This is a genomic window from Archangium gephyra, assembly GCF_049060025.1.
Classification (GTDB): Bacteria; Myxococcota; Myxococcia; order Myxococcales; family Myxococcaceae; genus Archangium; species Archangium gephyra_A.
Genome location: NZ_JBMEQQ010000002.1, coordinates 2,383,291 through 2,399,787 on the forward strand (window position 1 = coordinate 2,383,291; position 16,497 = coordinate 2,399,787).

The window sequence follows — 16,497 nt, forward strand, 5'->3', positions numbered from 1 at the left end:
CTGGTTGAAGGTGGAGGGTGAGCACCCCCTCGATGAAGAAGCCAGAGCAGGCCGCCCTGTTGGAAGTAGCCGCCAGCGACAAGCCGGAGCGGGAGGAGCAAGCGGAAGCGCCGCCCGCTACGACTCGCCGAGGCCATTCCGGGAGTGGACACCGGAGCAGGGGCAGTTGCTGCCGCAGTACGCGCGGGAGGTGCTGGGAGAGGGGCACCTGGCGTGCTTCTTCGTTGAGGTGCGCAAGGCGCTGGACTTCAGCCCCATCCTGAAGGCGTACACCCAGGAGCGAGGCCAGCCGCCCTACCACCCGGTGATGATGACGCTGCTGCTCATGTATGCGTACGCGCGAGGCATTACGAGCAGCCGGGAGATTGAGCGGCGGTGCGAGACGGACATCGCCTTCCGCTACCTGACGGGAGGAGAGAGGCCGGACCACGACACGGTGTGCACCTTCCGGGTGAGGCACCTGGAAGCCTTCCGAGCGCTCTTCGTGGACACGCTGAGGCTGGCGCGCGGCTCGGGGCTCAAGAAGCTGGGGCACCTGGCGGTGGACGGCTCGAAATGGAAGGCCAACGCCAGCAAGCACAAGGCCATGAGCTACGGACGCATGGAGGAGTCCATGAAGAAGCTGGACGAGCAGATTGACAGGCTGCTTTCGGAGGCCGCGGCGCTGGATGCCGAGGAGGACAAGCGCTACGGCAAGGGGCAGCGCGGGGATGAGCTGCCCGAGGACTTGAAGGACCCGAAGAAGCGCGCCGAGCGACTGCGGGAGGCTGCACGCCAGCTGGAGGCGGAGAAGAAGCTTACGCTGGCGGTGGAGAAGGAGAAGCGGCGGGAGAAGATTCAAAAGGCCAAGGAGGACTTGGAGAAGGAGGCCAGGGAGAAGGCCGAAGCCAAGGGAGACGACCCCGAGAAGGCCAGGCCCTCGGACAAGGCGCAGCGCAATTTCACCGACCCGGACTCGAGAATCATGCCTCGGGCAGGTGCCTTCCAGCAGTCCTACAACGCACAGGTGGCGGCGGACGCGGACACGCAATTGATAGTGGCGCAGGAGGTGGGGCAGAGCGCCAGCGATGCACGCCAGCTGTTGCCCATGGTGGAGCAGGTGGAGGCCAACACGGGATTGACGCCCAAGGAGCTGAGCGCGGACACGGGCTACCTGTGCAAGGAGGACATTGAGAAGGTAGAGGACAAGGGCGTGGAGTGCTTCATCGCCACCGGGCGCAGCAAGCATGGGGAGGAGGCACCGCCTGCCCCGCGAGGGCGCCCGCCGGCTGGCTTGAGCTTCAAGGAGCGCATGAAGCGCAAGGTTTTGACGAAGCGGGGGCGCAAGGCATACGCGCGGCGCAAGGTGACAGCCGAGCCTGTCATCGGGCAGGTGAAGAACACAGTCCTGCCACGCTTCTCGCTGCGCGGCCTCACCAAGGTGCAAGGGGAATTCTCGCTGGCGTGTGCCGTCCACAACCTCAAGAAGTTGTGGAAGCTGGGGTGGGAACTGCCCAGCCTGGCCGCGCAGGCGGCGTAGCGCAGCAGGTCGCCGCACGGCGGTCGCGGCTCCACGGCCTCTGCACCTGGGGCGCCATATGGCTCCCTCTACGCGCTACCGTACCTCTGGTCGATTCGCCGACACGCTCCTAGCAAAATAAGCAGAGCCTTGAGCTTTTCCTGTGTAGGCTCGAGACGGCTCTGGAATCCAGTTCGCCCGAGCCTCATTGATTTTTCGACTGCTCGCTGCGGCAACTTTGAGCACATCTGTTCGTAATGTAGTCTTGTCCTTTGCGTTTTTTATGAATTTTTCAACATTGATTGCGAGATCGCCATGCAGGGAGAGTGCGTACATTCCCAGTAGAATCCGCAGGTAATCCCTGGCTCCAATTCCTGTGACTTGGCTGAACAAATTCTCTACTTGTTGCGAGTCTGTCTGGAGCCCTTTGAACCCCGACAACCCAAGAAGTATCAGGGTGTTTGCCAGCTTGTGTGTGATGTCTCCCTGAAAAATAGCGTTCTCGCATATTGTGTTTATCAGGTTGAGCTTTATGGTTTCTGCCTTTTTCGCGGTATTTTGAGCAGCGGAAAGATATTCGTCGGAGTGTATTCCCTCTGCTTGCTGTGCCACGTATCGGGCGAGTGGAATGTTGGCGTGTATATCGGCACCGGGTTTGATCGCGGGGTACTCCCCATTATGTATTGCAAGAGCCGACTGCTGGGCTGCTGCCAACGCAAAGAGCGTGATGCCATCGCTCGTACTCAAGCCAAACTCTTCAATTTCAGAGCCGAACTTGCACAGACCAATAATGAGAAGCATGGTGTCGATGCTTTGCTTCTCAAGGTTGGTCTGTAGGTACTGTTGGAAATCGGCAAGGGTTCTGGATGGAGCGGATTTAGTCAGTTCGACACTTATCCTTGCTGGATTACGGCTTGCTCTCGATGGGCTTCGAACCTTTTTCTTCATATTAAAGATCAACCTTCTGTCAGGGCCCTACATCGTTGTCAGGGAAAAGCTCGCGTAACGGCACCTTGTAGGCCACGGATGCAGCTACCAAGGTGGCAACTGTGAGGTTAGCGGCCCCCTGCTCCATCTTGATCATGTGCTTGGGGTGAACCCCAATGGCTTCGGCGGCCTGCTCCTGAGTGAGTCCTCGCTCCAACCGAAGCTCCCGGAGCCGTTGCCCAAGGCGCCGCAGCTCCCGCTTGATGGCATGGGCCGTAGGGCCTCGCGTCCAGACCTCTGACCGGCCGCGCTTCTTGGGCGTTTTGGTCGTTTTCCCTGGTGTCGGCACGGGGGCGGGCATACCCGGGGCTGCTCATGAGCTACACAGTTCATAAGCTACATGACCCATGTAGTTCTTGAACTACGTAGCTCATGAGCTACCATGGAAGTAGGCCCTTACCCACGAAAGGACGGCCTACATGACCGAAGGGATCGAGAGCAGGAGCCGGGAACCTAGGGCGATCAGCCTGGACCTGGAGCTATCCACCATTGGGGCCGCCATGAGGGGCGCGGAGATCCTCCTCGCGTGCGCGCGTCGGCCCATCGTGATCACCAGGATCGGAGCATCGTGATCAGCGAGATCGGCCCATCGTGATCACCGGGATCGGCCATCGTGATCAGCGGGCCTTTGGGCCCAAGGACTACGCTGGAGGTCAGGTGGTTCGCCCTACGGGGCCCGTCGGCTGGTAGCAACCGGACGCGGTCGGCCCACCGCTCCGTGAGGACGCTGTCTGGAGCCGCGGCGAAAGGAGCCGGGCTGCGCTCGCGCAGCCCGTCCAGGCCATCGAAGTAAGCTGTCCCGGATGCGCGCGGTAGCGCACCCAGCGGAGGGGCACACCCGTCCCGTCCAGCCTTGTTGTCCGACGCGCAGCCAGGGGCGTGGGCGTGCGGAGGCAGGCCGGATTCGGGCACCGTATGCAGGCCGGCTCCCCCCAACCCGGTGGGCGTTCGGCGCCTGCGCCGGAGCGCGGATGCCCATCACCTCACATGGCTGGCCCCGGCGAACGCCTGGTGGGGCAACCCGGCGGCCCGTGCCCAGGGCGGTGCCAGGCCGCACAAGGCCTGTGCGACACGTGCCGCCAGCTTCCTGGGTTCACCCTGGGCCCGCGAATCCAGCGACGCCCAGAGCGTCCCGTCCGCTACCTGCCGGGCCCAGCGCGCCAGCGTCCGCCAGCCTCGCGATGAGCCACCTGCCTGCATCCGCCCCCCCACCAGGGCTCGTACCTGGGCCGCGCTCCAGCCACACAAGCCCCAGAGTGCCAACGCCAGCGCCATCGCCGCTCCCGAGAAGTGCTTGCGGGCCAGCGCGGCCTCCGGCAGCACCGTCAGTACGGCCGTACACGCCTTGCAGCGGTAGCGGCGGCACTCCACCTCCCTCTTCACTCCCACCCCGCCTGGGGCCACGGGCCCTCTCTGCTGCCGCTGCACCACTCCATGCCAGTGTATCCACACCTCTCCCCTCTCGTAGGCTGGCTGGCCGCACTTCGGACACGTGCGTGGACGGGCCGCATCGGCGCTGGGCAGCGACACCTCGCTCCGCCCGCTCATGGGCGGACTCCCCCCGGTTGCTGGCTTCTGCTCTATGTTCGTCTTGTCGCGGAGCCCAGGGATGGGTGGCTCTGTCCACCGCACGTCTCCCCCTGCTCATCCGCCATGCAGCTCCGCTCTCCTCGGGCAACCGCTCTACTCCTGCTCCTGGTCGTTGACACGGACCGGCCAGGACGGGAGCGGCTCGCCCAACCCACGGGCTCGTGGCCATCCCATCAGCCAACGTGCCTCGCCTTTCCAGTCTCGGTGATGGGCTTCCCCTGCCCGCTGGAGCCTTCTCCATCACCCAGCGCGCTCATTCTGGCCCGCTTTTCCCTCATCCAGCGTGCTCGGTAACAGCAATCAGGGGTTTCCGGCCTCGGTGTTTTCAGGCCGCCTGAGAGCTGGAGCCGGTCGTGGGACACTCCGTGTAGAGCGACAGCAAAATTGACCCCCTCGCGACACTAAAACTGACCCCCTCTCGGGGCCTCCACACCAGGGAGGTAACCTCGATGGGTAAGGTGGCTGGTGGCCCCACGAAGAGCCTCGGAGGTCGGAAATCCGGCCCCAGACGTGATTCGAGATTCGCCCTGGTGAATAAGGTGGGATCAGGGGTTTCCGGCCTCGGTGTTTTCAGGCCCCGAGGCGGCTCCAGCGGGTGGAGTGCTTACGGCTTGAGCTCGTTCAGGCTCACTTCACAGGCCCTGCGCACCTCTTGGACGGTGGCCGGGGCATCGAACCGGAAGAGGCCGCTGAGCTTGCGCTCCAGGCGCGAGGCCCGGATGGCGGCCTTCACCGCGAGGAACACGGTGGTGGCCAGCACCAGCGGCGGCTCGCCAATCTCCTTCGAGGAGAAGATGCCGTCGGTGGGGCTCTCCGGAACACCCGCCAGGTCGCGCGGGAAGAGGTACACGTTGAGCGCCAGCGGGATGCTGGTGACCGCGGGCGGCTTGTAGCGCCAGGTGTTGAGCGAGTTGAGGCGGCCGGCCTCCTCGCCCTCGGTCTCGAACGCCAGCTTCTCGGACAGCACGTAGCCGATGCCCTGGACGAAGGCGCCCTCCACCTGCCCCACGTCGATGGCCGGGTTGAGGCTCCAGCCGATGTCGTAGACGAGGTCCGAGCTGAGCACCTTCACCTCGCCCGTGAGGATGTCCACCTCCACCACCGAGCACGCGGCCGAGTAGGTGAAGCCCACGAACGAGTCGAACGCGCCGCCCTGGGCCCTGGGGTCGGACGTGTAGCCGGGCAGCACGGGCTGCTGCTCATGCGGCTTGTAGGTGAGCACCGGGACCGGCGTCTCGCCGCCGCGGATGGGCGCGGTGAAGGTGGCCACCAGGCTCACCCGGTACTGGTAGGCCAGCGCCACCAGGTACTGCCAGATGAGCTTGGTCTGCCCGTTGATCGTCACCGCGGTGTTCCACCCCGCCGAGCCGTGGTTCCAGAAGTCGATGCCCTGGGCCGTGCACCACGCGTCGCCGTTCTCCTTCTGCAACTCGTAGGCGAAGTCGCGCAGGCGCGAGGTGAGCTCCTGGCAGGTGCGCTTGACGGCCTCGCCGTTGTAGGCCGTTCCCGTCGATGCGCCGGTGCTCGAGGGGTTGGGGGTGACGAGCGTCTTGGGCGCCTCCACCTGGATGATGTCCATGGGGACGTTGAGCACGTAGGCGGCGATCTGCCGCACCTGCGTGAGCAGGCCCTGGCCCATCTCCACGCCGCCCTGGTGGATGACGATGCTGCCATCACCCTGGAACACCGAGACGACCGCGGTCGCCTGCTCCAGCATCACCAGGTTGTAGCCCGAGCCGTATTTGACGGGCATCATCGCCAGCCCGCGCTTGCGCCAGCGGTTGGCCGCGTTGAACTCGTCCACCGAGCGGCGCTTCGCCTCGTAGCCGCACTTGTCCTTCAGGTAGGACCAGACCTGCCGGATGTAGCAGTACGAGAGCGCCTGGCCGAAGGGCGTCACGTCCCCGCGCTCGTAGAGGTTCTTCTCCCGCACCAGCTCCGGCAGCATGCCGATGGAGAAGGCCGCGTCGTCCACGGCGTTCTCCAGCATCAGCTTGCCCTGGATGTCCCCGAAGGCCCGGAACGCGGTGCTCGGCGCGGTGTTGGTGCGGCACACGTCGATTTGGGACTCGAAGTTGGGAATGCGGTAGGCGTTGTCCGAGCGCGCCTGGATGCAGTTGGAGACGATGAACGAGCAGTCGTAGAACGCGCCGCCATCCCCCCACATCTTGTTGAGCAGGCCGCGGATGAGCCCCTTGTCGTCCGGGTTCACCTCGCCCCGGTCGATGGCGATCTGATACTGCGCGAAGTACGCGTGGCGCTTGCCGATCATCGCCGTGTCCTGCTCGCGCGAGAGCACCAGGCGCACCGGACGCCTGGTGGCGTGCGCGGCGATGGCCGCCGCTCCCACCACGAAGCGGGTCTGCTCCGTCTTGCCCCCGAAGCCGCCGCCCACCGGAGGCACCTGCACGTCGATGCTGTTGTAGCGCGTGCCCAGCGTCATGGCGGTGGTCTGGTGCATCTCCATGGGGCTCTGCGTGGAGGGGCGGATGAGCATGCGCCGGCCGTCGAGGGGCTCGGCGATGGCCGCCTGCGGCTCCATGTAGAAGTGCACCTGGCCACCGCACGTCTGCGTGCTCTCGATGACCTGACAGGGAACGCCGTCCAGCGCCGCCCGCCGGTTGACGATCGTCCGGTCCACCTGCTGCTCCGGCTTGTCCTTGGGGGTGACCCAGCCGAACCGGCTGCCGTTGCGGGTCACCTTCCAGACGTGTGACACGAAGGCGGCCTGGGTGGGCCAGTCCGGGTAGATGCTCCCCAGGCGGATGGCGTCCTCCAGGCTCAACACGGGCTGCGCCCACCAGGACGGCCCGCCCGGCGGCGGCTTCACCGGGGCGTAGGCCACGCACGTGTCGGTGACGTATTGCGCGATGCGCTCGGCCAGCTGCTCCGTCTCCGCGAGCACCAGGGCGAGCGCCTGGCCCACGTAGTCGACCTGCTCCTCGGCGAAGAGGGGCTGGTCGGCGCCCATGCCCTGCTTGTTGATCTGCCCGTTCTTGAAGATGTCCGAGGTGATGAGATCCACGAAGCCGTCGAAGCGGCTCGAGAGGTGCTCACGCAGCGCGTTGAGCTCATCTCCCTTCGTGTCACCGCCGGGGGTGACGAAGCGGAAGGTGGCGAGCGCCCGCCGGCTCTGCACGAAGGAGGCATTGAGGGTCTTCGGAGGGACCGGCAGCTCGTGGGTGTAGTGGAGCTGCCCGGAGGCCTGCTCCATCGCGGTGCTCTTGATGTAGGGCTGCGAGACGGGGGCCTTGAAGCCCTGGATGGCGTACTCCTGGGTGCCGTCGCTGATCGGCCAGTGGCCCCAGGTGATTTCCCCGGCCGAGCGGATGGCGGGAGGGACGGGAGCGCCGCGCTCGTCCAGGGCGTTCACCACCGCCTTGTAGAAGAAGGCCGTGGCGAGCTGCACGCGGTACTCGTTCGTGAAGCCCTCGGAGGGCAGGCCCTTCAGGCGCGGGGCCTGGCGTGCCAGCTCGGCGCCCACCTCGGCGGCCAGCGTCTTGGCGAGGGCCGGGACGGTGGCCAGCGACAGGGGCTTGCCGCGCATCGCCTGCTCCGTCTTCCGGGCGCGCCACGGGTAGGGCGCGATGCCGCCGAACACCAGCACCACCTCTTCCACCCCCAGCGCGCGCGACAGCCGCAGCCGGCTGGTGCCGTTGATGATGCTATGCGCGTTCACGTCGCGCAGCGCCACCTTCTGCGCGAGCACGAGCTCCCCGCGCTTGCCGAAAGGCACGTGGTAGGCGAGCAGCACGAGCGAGCCGGCCAGCGCGGGCGTGGCGGCCACCTGCTCCACCAGCGCCTGGACGGTGCGGCGCTGGGGCTGGGCGCCTTCACCCTGTCGCGTGTCGAGGTACTCGACCTCGGCGTCGATGGCGGCCAGGACCGAGAAGACATCCGACGGGAACGGCTCGCCGGTGCCCGCGGCGATGTGATGGAGCACCAGCATGGAGTTGCCGCCCAGCGTCGCCGCGTTGCGCACGATGCGGCCGGCGGTCCGCCGCGCCATGAAGCGGGTGGCTCCGAGCCTCGTCGTATCCGAGTAGACCGTCTCCCCGTTCTTCTGAGTCTTCGCCTCGCCCCGGTCGAGCATCGTGCTCTCCAGGACGCGGATGAGCTCGCTGTAGGTGATGCCCGCGCCGACCCTCAGCCCGGTGTCCGTCGCCTTGGGAGGCGCGCTCAGCTCCGGGATGAAGCGGATGTCGAGGAAGAGCTTCGCCGCCAGGTACTCCTCCTTGTAGATGCCGTAGGAGGTGTTGGCGTGGACGAGGCGGACCTTCTCCCCCTGATGCTGGCGCATGAGCTGGGCCAGCTCGGCCAGGCTCCTCGGGGTGACCCAGCGGCGCGAGCCGGCGTCCAGCGAGACGCCGCTGGCGGGCGCCCGGGCCTCGGTGGGGAACGGAATCACCACGTTCGCGGCGGGGAGCTGGGAGCTGACGGAGTCGTCTCCCAGGCACTTCATCCGGTTCTCTTCGTCCTCCGCCGTCCAGTTCGAGGCGAAGGTCTTCATGCCGGTGAGGATGGAGCGGTAGCCCGTGCACCGGCAGAGGTTGCCGTTGAAGATGTCCTCGATCTCGCGCTTGGTGGCCTTGGGGTTGTTGACGATGAACTCGGACATGTTCATCACGAAGCCCACGGTGCAGTAGCCGCACTGCGTGCCGTTGTTCATGGCCAGCCGGTGGGCCACGGGGTTCATGCCCTCGTGCGAAAACTCCGAGGGATGCTCCGGCACCTCGTCGCGGAGCTTCGCCGTCAGGGGGGACTTCCTGGCTTTGTTGACCTTCTTGATGACCTCGAGGCGCTTGGCGTTGGCCGCCTGCTGCGCTTCCACCAGCGCGGGCGGAGGTGGCAGCGCCGACTGCGGCAGCGCGGAGGTCCGGAAGTGCGTGGCGGAGTGGGTGAGGTACGCCGGGTTCGGACGCCGCGCGGCGCCGGTGCCCTCCACCGTCGTCACCACCAGGCCCTCCAGCGCCAGCACCGGGCGCAGGCAGGAGTTGATGGCACGATGCTCGGCGCGGCCCTTCTTCTCGTTCCAGCCCGAGAGGATGACGGTGCAGCCGCCACAGCCGCCCTGGCCGCAGGGCTTCTTCGGTCCCGCGAGCGCCACCTCGGGAGAGCGGAGGTAGTCGATCAACAGCAGGTCGGGGGAAGGATCCTCGATCGTGACGGCACTGCCGTTGAGGAAGAACGAGACCTGCTTGGACATGAGCTCCCCTGTTCGCGAAACAGCGAAACTAATGCCGTTCTGTTGACAGGGCAAACAGGTAAACGCCGCGTAGCCCCCAGCCGATGGCGCCCCGCCCTCAGCCAGGGTGCATTCAGGCGGCCATCACCGCCCATCAGGTGGTCATTGTCGCGGGGGCAGGCCGGATACACTGCTCTCGGGCTTGCGGCATCGCGGCTGGACATCCCAATGATGAGGCTGCTTCTCGACGCGGGCGCCGATCCAGAGGCCCCGGACGAGGACGACCGGCCCGCCCGCGACCGCCTGCCGCCCCGCGGTGCATCGGATCCCCAACCATGGGACACCGCGTTAGAACTGCTCCGGGGAGCGCAGGGCCACCGCGCAGATGGGAACCTTCTTGAAGCGCTCAATCCCGTCGGGGACACAAAAGCCGAGGCCGGAAGCCGCTGAGCAATCAGGGGTTTCCGGCCTCGGTGTTTTCAGGCCGCCTGGGAGCTGGAGCCGGACGTGGGACACTCCGGCACCCGGCTCAGCGCGGCGGCGTCGGGCCGGGCGGTGAGCACCTTCAGCATGAAGCGCGGAGAAAACATGGCCGCGGGCGACTCCAGCATGTGCATCACCCTCACGAACGTCCGCAGGGCCTCCTCGTCATGGCCCGCGAGCCGCTGGAACCTCTCGCTGTACCAGTTCAGCAGACCCAGGCCCGGCGGGCGCGGGCCCTCCGCCTCGGGGAAGCGGAGGTCTCCGCTCGTCGCGAGGAGCCAGGGGACCTCGAGGGCCCTTCCCGCCTGGCGGCGGTAGCGCTGCGCGACTCCCTCCACCCCCTGACGCAGGCACGCGCCCAACACCTCCACCTGGAGCGCGGCGGTGGTGATGCCCTGGCCATAGAGGGGATTGAACGAGCAGGACGCATCCCCCACCACGGCCAGGCCCTCTGGGAAACGCCCCATCCGCTCGAAGTGGCGCCGCTGGTTGTGAGGGAAGCGGTAGACGCTGATGGGCCCCAGGGGCTCGGCCTTCTGGAGGCACTGGTAGAGGTGGGGCTGGCGCAGGCTCCGGGCGAACTCGAGGTACCCGGCGTCATCCATCGGTGGATGCTCGCCATGCCAGCCCCCCAGCAGGACGAGCCACTGGCCCCCTTCAATCTGCTCGATGGCGCCGAACCGGCGCTCCTGGGGCATGTTGGGGAAGATGCTCATCAGCCGCCACCCCGGCTCGAACCCTGGCGGCGGCCGGCAGATGCGGCTGGCGTAGCCCAGGTCCACGTGGATGCGCGTCTCCTCCACGCGGGGGTAGCCCAGTGCCTCCAGCCACTGGGACGTGCGCGAGCCGCGGCCGGTGGCATCCACCACCAACTCGCCCTCGAGTGTCTCCTCCTGTCCGCCACCCGGGGCCCGGAGCTGGATCCCGGTGACACGGGCCTTGTCCGGGCTCACCTGGAACCCCGTCACCTCACGGCCATCCACCACGCGCACGTTCGGCAGGGCCAGCAGGCGCTTGCGCACCGTCCACTCCAGCAACGGCCGGCTCTGCGCGTGGAATTGGACGCCGGAGTGGAGCCGCGGACGCCAGAGGCCCGCCATATGCCAGGCGTGCTCCGCGGACATGTCCAGGAACCTGGCTCCGGCGGCCTTCAGATCCTCGCGGAAGCCGGGGTAGATGTCACAGAGGATGTCCATCCCCCGCGTGAGCAGGCCGTGGAGGTGCTGCGCCTGAGGCACGCCCTTGCGCTGCCGCGGTCCCTCCTCGATGCGATCGCGCTCCACCAGCGTGACGCGCTCGAAGTGGCGGGCCAGCAGGCCCCCGGCGATCAACCCGGCCATGCTGCCGCCACAGACGATGGCGTGCCTGCCGGCGGGAGGGGAAGACGCGGATTCTTGGGTGCTCATGGGCTCCTCGGGTCCTGTTTCCCCTCGGACTATACGGTGATGCCGCGCCCGGAGCATGCTTCCCGGCCGCCCCAACCCGCGAGGATGTCCCGATGAGCGCACGTCTCAACCTGCTGTCGCCCGAGGTCCGAGCCAACCCCTACCCCTTCTTCGCCGAGCTGCGGCGCACGGCCCCGGTGAGCCAGGTGGAGCCGGCCGGCATGTGGGCCGTGTCTCGCTACGCCGATGCGTTGACGGTGCTGAAGAATCCCCAGCTCTTCTTCTCCGCGGGCATGGCCGCGTTGATGACCCCCCCTTGGCTGGGGCGCGGCAACCCCTCCGTCAACTCCATCCTCTTCATGGATCCGCCGCAGCACGGGCGGCTGCGCGCGCTCGTCAGCCGGGCCTTCAACGCCTCGGCGCTCAACCGGCTGGAGCCTCGCATCCGTGACTTCGCCACCTCCCTGGTGAAGGCCCTGCCCGCGGACGGAGGGGTGGACTTCGTCAGCGCCTTCGCCCTCCCGCTGCCCGCGAGTGTCATCGGCGAGCTGCTGGGGCTGGACCCCTCGCTCCACTCGCGGTTCAAGCGCTGGTCCAACGACCTGGTGTCCGTGAGCGCCGTACCGCCGGATGACGTCGCGATGCAGACGCGCGTGCGCCAGTCCCTGGATGAGATGGAGCACCACATGAAGGAGGTGCTGGAGGACCGGCGCCGCCAGCCGCGCGAGGACATGGTGAGCGACCTGCTGCGGGCCCAGGTGGAGGGCGAGCGGCTGACGGAGGAGGAGCTGGTGGGCTTCCTGGTCCTGCTGCTGTCGGGAGGCCTGGAGACGACGATGCACCTGCTGGCGCAGGCGGCGCGGGTGTTCATCGAGGAGCCCGGAGTGCTGGCGCGGCTGCGCGCGGAGCCCTCGCGCATCCCCGCGTTCATCGAGGAGGTGCTGCGCTACGAGCCGCCCATCCACCTGACGATCCGCCAGACGACACAGGAGGTGGAGCTGGGAGGGGCCCGGCTGCCGAAGGGAGCCCTGGTGGCGGTGCTGCTGGGCTCCGTGAACCATGACGAGGCCCAATTCCCCCAGGGGGATCGCTTCGACATGGACCCGCCGGGGACCCAGAACCTGTCCTTCGGACATGGCATCCACTTCTGCCTCGGGGCGCAGCTCGCGCGGCTGGAGGCACGGCTGGGGCTGGAGGCCCTGCTGGCGCGTTTCGGGAGCGTGGAGAGGGGCGATGCTCCGGAGGAGTGGAGCCCATCCATGATGGTGCGGGGCCTGTCCTCGCTGCCCGTGCGCCTGCGCGAGGGCGCTGGCGGCCAGAAAACTCCGTGAAGTGTCTGGACCAGCCGCCGACGGCGCCGAGTGCCTGGCGCCGCCGATGGCCGTGGCTCAGTCCCAGCGGACGGGCATGGACTCGAAGCCTCGGAGGACGAGGCTGGTGCACCGGGGGCGGGCGGGCCGCTCCGGGTCGAGCCGCAGTCCGGGCATGCGGCGCAGCAGGGCCTGCAGGGCGGCCTCCAGCTCGCGGCGGGCCAGCCCGGCGCCAATGCACAGGTGCGCGCCGAAGGCGAAGGTCATGTGCTTGTTGGGCTCACGGGAGACGTCGAAGCTGTCCGGGTTGGAGAACACCGCCGGGTCGCGATTGGCGGCGGCCATGCCCAGGAACACCAATTGCCCACGGCGCAGCTTGCGGCCCCGCAGCTCGAAGTCCTCCGTCACGATGCGGTGGATGAAGGGCGTCGCGGGGACGTAGCGCAGCATCTCCTCCACGGCGGGCTTCACGAGCGCGGGATTCTCCAGCAGCCGCTGGAACTGCTCCGGGTGCGTCAGCAGCTCGTACACGCCGTTGCTGAGCTGATCGATGGTGGAGACCTGCCCGGCGTTGAAGATGACGACGGCGTTGGCGACCATCTCCTCCTCTGTCATGCGGCCTTCCTCGTGGAAGTGCAGCATCATGCTGAGCAGATCGCTGCCCGGGGCCTGCCGGCGGCTCTGGAGGACCTCGCTCAGGTAGCGGGTGATGTTGGCCGTGGCCTCGTTGGCGGCGATGGCGCTGGCCCGCACGTCTCCGGCCGAGGCGCCGAAGAAGGTGACGATGTCGGCCGCCCACTTCAGGAAGCGCTCCCTATCCCCGGCGGGGATGCCGAACAGCTCGGTCATCACCAGGGAGGACATCGGCTCGGACAGGTCCACCGCCAGGTCCATGCGGCCCTGGGCCTGGACGCGGTCCAGCAGCGAGTCGACGATGCGGGCGATGGTGGGCCGCCAGTTGTCGAGCGCCTGCGAGGTGAAGGCCTGGTTGGCCTGTCGGCGCGGGCGTGCATGCTCGGCCCCATCGCGCATGTTCATCGCCTGGCTGGTGACGCGCACGTAGTCCTTGACCAGCTCCATGCCGCCCTCACCGAGCTGGTGCATGACGAAGAGCTGGGTGCGATCGGCGCTCAGCCGCGGATCCCGAAAGCACGCGGCCACGTCCTCGTGGCGGGTGATGATCCAGGACTGGATCGCCTCCGACCAGTGGACCGGATCCGACTCCCGGAGGTCCCGGTAGAGGGCCCACGGTTCGAGCAGGTTCTCGGGGCTGAGCAGGTTGGGGACTGCGGATTCTCCGGTGGGGGTCATCGTGTCTGGCGTCCTCTCGGTGTTGGAAGGTACCGGGGTATAGGAGGCCAGGGCCGACACTTCAACGGACTCGGCCAGTCAGGCGCTTCGCGCACCCGCCGAGCCCGTAGGGTGTGCCTCACAGGCACTCCCCTGCCCTACTTCGCCGGCGAGGGCTCCGACGGCAACACGAAGCTCGTGACGAGCAGCGCGCCCGAGACCCCGGCGAAGATGCCCGAGAGCGTGAACCGGGTATTGGCACTGCTGCGCATCCGCTGTGCCTCCGCGTAGGTCCAGGCGGAAACTCCCGGGGCCTTCTCCTCCTGCAGCCGCGAGTTCTGGATCAACCCCAGCACCAGGAAGGTGACGGCCGTCACGGCGGCGGCCCCGGCTCCGATCCGCGTCACCGTCACGGGCAGCCGCGCGGGCTGGATGAACGCGTCCATGCTGGAAGGCAGAGACGGAGACAGGTTCGGCGCCCGGGGCGCATCCGACGGCCGCAGCGCGTTCGCGATGGAGGCGTCCTCGCTCTCCATGAGGCTTTTCGAGAGCCTCCTGGCTGGCCATCTCGAAGGCCGAGTCCAGCTCCGTGGGCCGCAGGGCCGACGCGGTGTAGCTCTTCTTGAAGAGGACCCGGCCCTCGCGCGTCTCCAACAAGGTGATGCGCATGGGCAGGTCGTCGAAGACCTTGCTCGAGTCGATGGTCACCACCCCCGCCACCCCGAGGTCGCGTCCCAGCTTCGCGAAACACTCGGGCTTGCCCTGACAGGACTCCGGGGTGCGCTGCTCACCGAGCCGGGAGAGCACCTGGCCCGGATCCATCGCCACCGGCAGCTTCGCCTCCGCCAGGGCCCTCGAGAGCCGATCCGCCAGGGTGACGGACTCGATGGGCGTGAGCCCCTCGCTGCGGGAGACCATCACCACCATCCCTCGCGCGTCGGCCCCGTCCGCGGGGACGGGGGTCTGCGCGACGAGCAACGCCAACACCAGGGAGAACATGGGCGCGCATGCTGGCACACGCCGGGCCTCGGGGCGATCGTCAATTGCCCAGGTACTGGCGCTCCCAGATGTCCAGGTTGAGCTTCACCTGCCTGCGCTCGCTGGCCGTCGACGCGCTCTCCGCCCGCACTCGCGCCTTCCGCAGCAGGCGGCGTGCGCTCTCCTTCTCGTCCTGGGACAGCGAGCTCGCACGCAGCTTCCGCTCCAGGCGCTCGATGCGCGTGAGCAGGGGCGGCTTGCGCTCGGTGTTCACCTTGGACGGCTCGCTCGCGCGGGGCGCCACGCCCTGCACGACCTCCACGGGCCCGGGAGCGGGCTCGGTCACCGGCTCGGCCACGGCCGGGGTCTCGGCCACGGCGGGCAGCACCGGGGCCGGGGCCACGGGAGGCGGCATCGCCGGGGCCGCGGGAACGGCGACAGGGGCGGCCACCGGCGCCGGGGCCGGTGCGCGCCTCCACAACACCGCCATGCCCGAGGCGAGCAGGAGCACCCCGGCGGCCACTCCCACCGTCACCCAGGTGCGGAACCGCGGCGGGGTGACGGGCGAGCCGGTGCTCACGGGCGGCGGCGCTTGCGGCACGGGGGCGGCGGGTACCGGCTCCGAGCCAGGCATCGCGAGGCTCCGCATCTCCCGCGAGGCGCGCGCCCCATTCGGCAGCGGCAGCGGGAGCATGTCCGCGATCTCCTGGAGCGAGGCACGCACCTCGTCCGCGGTGGGGCGAGCCTCCGGGACCTTCTCCAGCAGCTTCAGCACGAGTTGCGCGAGCGCGGGGGGCAGGTCCGGCCGCAGCTCGAGCGGCGAGGGCGGCGTGTGCTCCAGGTGGTGGACCAGGTACTCCGCGGGGACCCGCGCCTGGAAAGGAAGCTGCCCGGTCAGCAACTGGAAGAGGATGATTCCGAACGAGTACAGGTCCGTCCGGGCGCTCACCGGATCTCCGCGCACCTGCTCGGGCGCCATGTACTCCGGCGTGCCGATGATGAGCCCGTGCAGGGTCTGCTGCGGGCGCGCCTGGCCGCTCGAGATGTGCTTGGCCAGTCCGAAGTCCAGCACCTTCACGTAGGAGCCGCCGCCGGGCTGCCGCACCAGGAAGATGTTGCTCGGCTTGAGATCGCGGTGGATGACGCCCGCCCGGTGCGCGGCGGAGAGCGCGTCCAGCAGCTCGTCGGCGAGCCGGATGGCCTCCTGCACCGACAGGGGCCCCTTGCGGCTGAGCCAGGTGTCGAGCGGAGTGCCCTCCAGGTACTCCATGACGAAGTACTGCCGGCCATCCGGCATCTGGTCGAAGCTGAAGATGTCGATGATGCCCCGGTGGCGGATGGCGTTGACCGCGCGGGCCTCGGCCAGCAGGCGCTCGACGTACAGGGCCTGATCACCCACCTCGGGCCGCAGGACCTTGATGGCCACCTGCTTGCCAATCACCGGCTGCTCGCCCCGGTAGACGATGCCCATGCCGCCCAGGCCGATCTGCTCCTGGATGACGTACTCGCCGAGCTGCATCCCGATGAGCGGATCGCTCAGGGGAGCGGGCACCGGGGCGGCCTCGATGGCCGTGCCATTGCGGAGGGCCGGCCGCGTGGGCGCGTGGCTCGCCACCACGGCTCCGGGCGCGGCGCCCTCGGGGCCCGGCTGGGGCTTCAGCTGCGTGCGCCGGGTGGCGGCCTCCCCACCGAGCACCGTGCCGTCATGGGGGCACGTCGCGGTGCCCTCGGGAAGGCTCAGGCCACAGGTGGGACATTCTGGGAGGGGGGGCGGGGCCATCGAAACAGGCC

General features: G+C 68.0%; 11 protein-coding genes. 3 read left to right on the forward strand and 8 right to left on the reverse strand.

What is annotated here, in order from left to right:
• Window positions 1-10 precede the first annotated feature (10 nt).
• Window positions 11-1,519 (forward strand): IS1182 family transposase, encoded by a 1,509-nt coding sequence (locus tag ACN28I_RS10275; protein WP_420948615.1) that lies wholly within the window; start codon window positions 11-13, stop codon window positions 1,517-1,519.
• A gap of 75 nt (window positions 1,520-1,594) precedes the next feature.
• Here the strand turns inward: ACN28I_RS10275 and ACN28I_RS10280 are convergent, their stop codons facing one another.
• The 5 genes from ACN28I_RS10280 to ACN28I_RS10300 all read right to left on the reverse strand — a co-directional run bounded on the left by ACN28I_RS10280 (window position 1,595) and on the right by ACN28I_RS10300 (window position 11,149).
• Window positions 1,595-2,446, reverse strand: a complete 852-nt coding sequence (locus ACN28I_RS10280) for a hypothetical protein (protein ID WP_420941882.1) — start codon at window positions 2,444-2,446, stop codon at window positions 1,595-1,597.
• 19 nt (window positions 2,447-2,465) lie between these two features.
• Window positions 2,466-2,786: a helix-turn-helix transcriptional regulator gene (locus tag ACN28I_RS10285; protein WP_420941883.1), complete on the reverse strand. Its 321-nt coding sequence runs from the start codon at window positions 2,784-2,786 to the stop codon at window positions 2,466-2,468.
• A gap of 677 nt (window positions 2,787-3,463) precedes the next feature.
• Window positions 3,464-3,868, reverse strand: coding sequence for a hypothetical protein (locus tag ACN28I_RS10290; RefSeq protein WP_420941884.1), 405 nt, complete (start codon window positions 3,866-3,868; stop codon window positions 3,464-3,466).
• Between the two features lie 811 nt (window positions 3,869-4,679).
• Window positions 4,680-9,281 carry a molybdopterin cofactor-binding domain-containing protein gene (locus ACN28I_RS10295; protein ID WP_420941885.1) on the reverse strand — a complete coding sequence of 1,534 codons (4,602 nt, stop codon included), beginning with the start codon at window positions 9,279-9,281 and terminating at the stop codon, window positions 4,680-4,682.
• A 458-nt stretch (window positions 9,282-9,739) separates the two neighbouring features.
• Window positions 9,740-11,149: an FAD-dependent oxidoreductase gene (locus ACN28I_RS10300; protein WP_420941886.1), complete on the reverse strand. Its 1,410-nt coding sequence runs from the start codon at window positions 11,147-11,149 to the stop codon at window positions 9,740-9,742.
• Window positions 11,150-11,241: 92 nt separating this feature from the next.
• Here ACN28I_RS10300 and ACN28I_RS10305 point away from each other — a divergent pair, with 92 nt between their 5' ends.
• Window positions 11,242-12,459, forward strand: coding sequence for a cytochrome P450 (locus ACN28I_RS10305; protein WP_420941887.1), 1,218 nt, complete (start codon window positions 11,242-11,244; stop codon window positions 12,457-12,459).
• 57 nt (window positions 12,460-12,516) lie between these two features.
• Here ACN28I_RS10305 and ACN28I_RS10310 read toward each other — a convergent pair whose 3' ends face one another.
• Together ACN28I_RS10310 and ACN28I_RS10315 are read right to left on the reverse strand one after the other, a co-directional pair.
• On the reverse strand, window positions 12,517-13,749 hold the full coding sequence (locus ACN28I_RS10310; RefSeq protein WP_420941888.1) for a cytochrome P450: 1,233 nt from the start codon (window positions 13,747-13,749) through the stop codon (window positions 12,517-12,519).
• Window positions 13,750-13,886: 137 nt separating this feature from the next.
• On the reverse strand, window positions 13,887-14,264 hold the full coding sequence (locus ACN28I_RS10315; protein ID WP_420941889.1) for a hypothetical protein: 378 nt from the start codon (window positions 14,262-14,264) through the stop codon (window positions 13,887-13,889).
• An 86-nt stretch (window positions 14,265-14,350) separates the two neighbouring features.
• Here ACN28I_RS10315 and ACN28I_RS10320 point away from each other — a divergent pair, with 86 nt between their 5' ends.
• Window positions 14,351-14,494, forward strand: coding sequence for a hypothetical protein (locus tag ACN28I_RS10320; RefSeq protein WP_420941890.1), 144 nt, complete (start codon window positions 14,351-14,353; stop codon window positions 14,492-14,494).
• 273 nt (window positions 14,495-14,767) lie between these two features.
• Here ACN28I_RS10320 and ACN28I_RS10325 read toward each other — a convergent pair whose 3' ends face one another.
• Window positions 14,768-16,486, reverse strand: a complete 1,719-nt coding sequence (locus ACN28I_RS10325) for a serine/threonine-protein kinase (RefSeq protein ID WP_420941891.1) — start codon at window positions 16,484-16,486, stop codon at window positions 14,768-14,770.
• Window positions 16,487-16,497 lie beyond the last annotated feature (11 nt).

Bases quoted from the DNA above. Each gene is read 5' to 3' on its own strand.
- ACN28I_RS10280 (WP_420941882.1), bottom strand. From the start codon at position 2,446: ATGAAGAAAAAGGTTCGAAGCCCATCGAGAGCAAGCCGTAATCCAGCA.
- ACN28I_RS10285 (WP_420941883.1), bottom strand. From the start codon at position 2,786: ATGCCCGCCCCCGTGCCGACACCAGGGAAAACGACCAAAACGCCCAAG.
- ACN28I_RS10295 (WP_420941885.1), bottom strand. From the start codon at position 9,281: ATGTCCAAGCAGGTCTCGTTCTTCCTCAACGGCAGTGCCGTCACGATC.
- ACN28I_RS10300 (WP_420941886.1), bottom strand. From the start codon at position 11,149: ATGAGCACCCAAGAATCCGCGTCTTCCCCTCCCGCCGGCAGGCACGCC.
- ACN28I_RS10305 (WP_420941887.1), top strand. From the start codon at position 11,242: ATGAGCGCACGTCTCAACCTGCTGTCGCCCGAGGTCCGAGCCAACCCC.
- ACN28I_RS10310 (WP_420941888.1), bottom strand. From the start codon at position 13,749: ATGACCCCCACCGGAGAATCCGCAGTCCCCAACCTGCTCAGCCCCGAG.
- ACN28I_RS10315 (WP_420941889.1), bottom strand. From the start codon at position 14,264: ATGGAGAGCGAGGACGCCTCCATCGCGAACGCGCTGCGGCCGTCGGAT.
- ACN28I_RS10325 (WP_420941891.1), bottom strand. From the start codon at position 16,486: ATGGCCCCGCCCCCCCTCCCAGAATGTCCCACCTGTGGCCTGAGCCTT.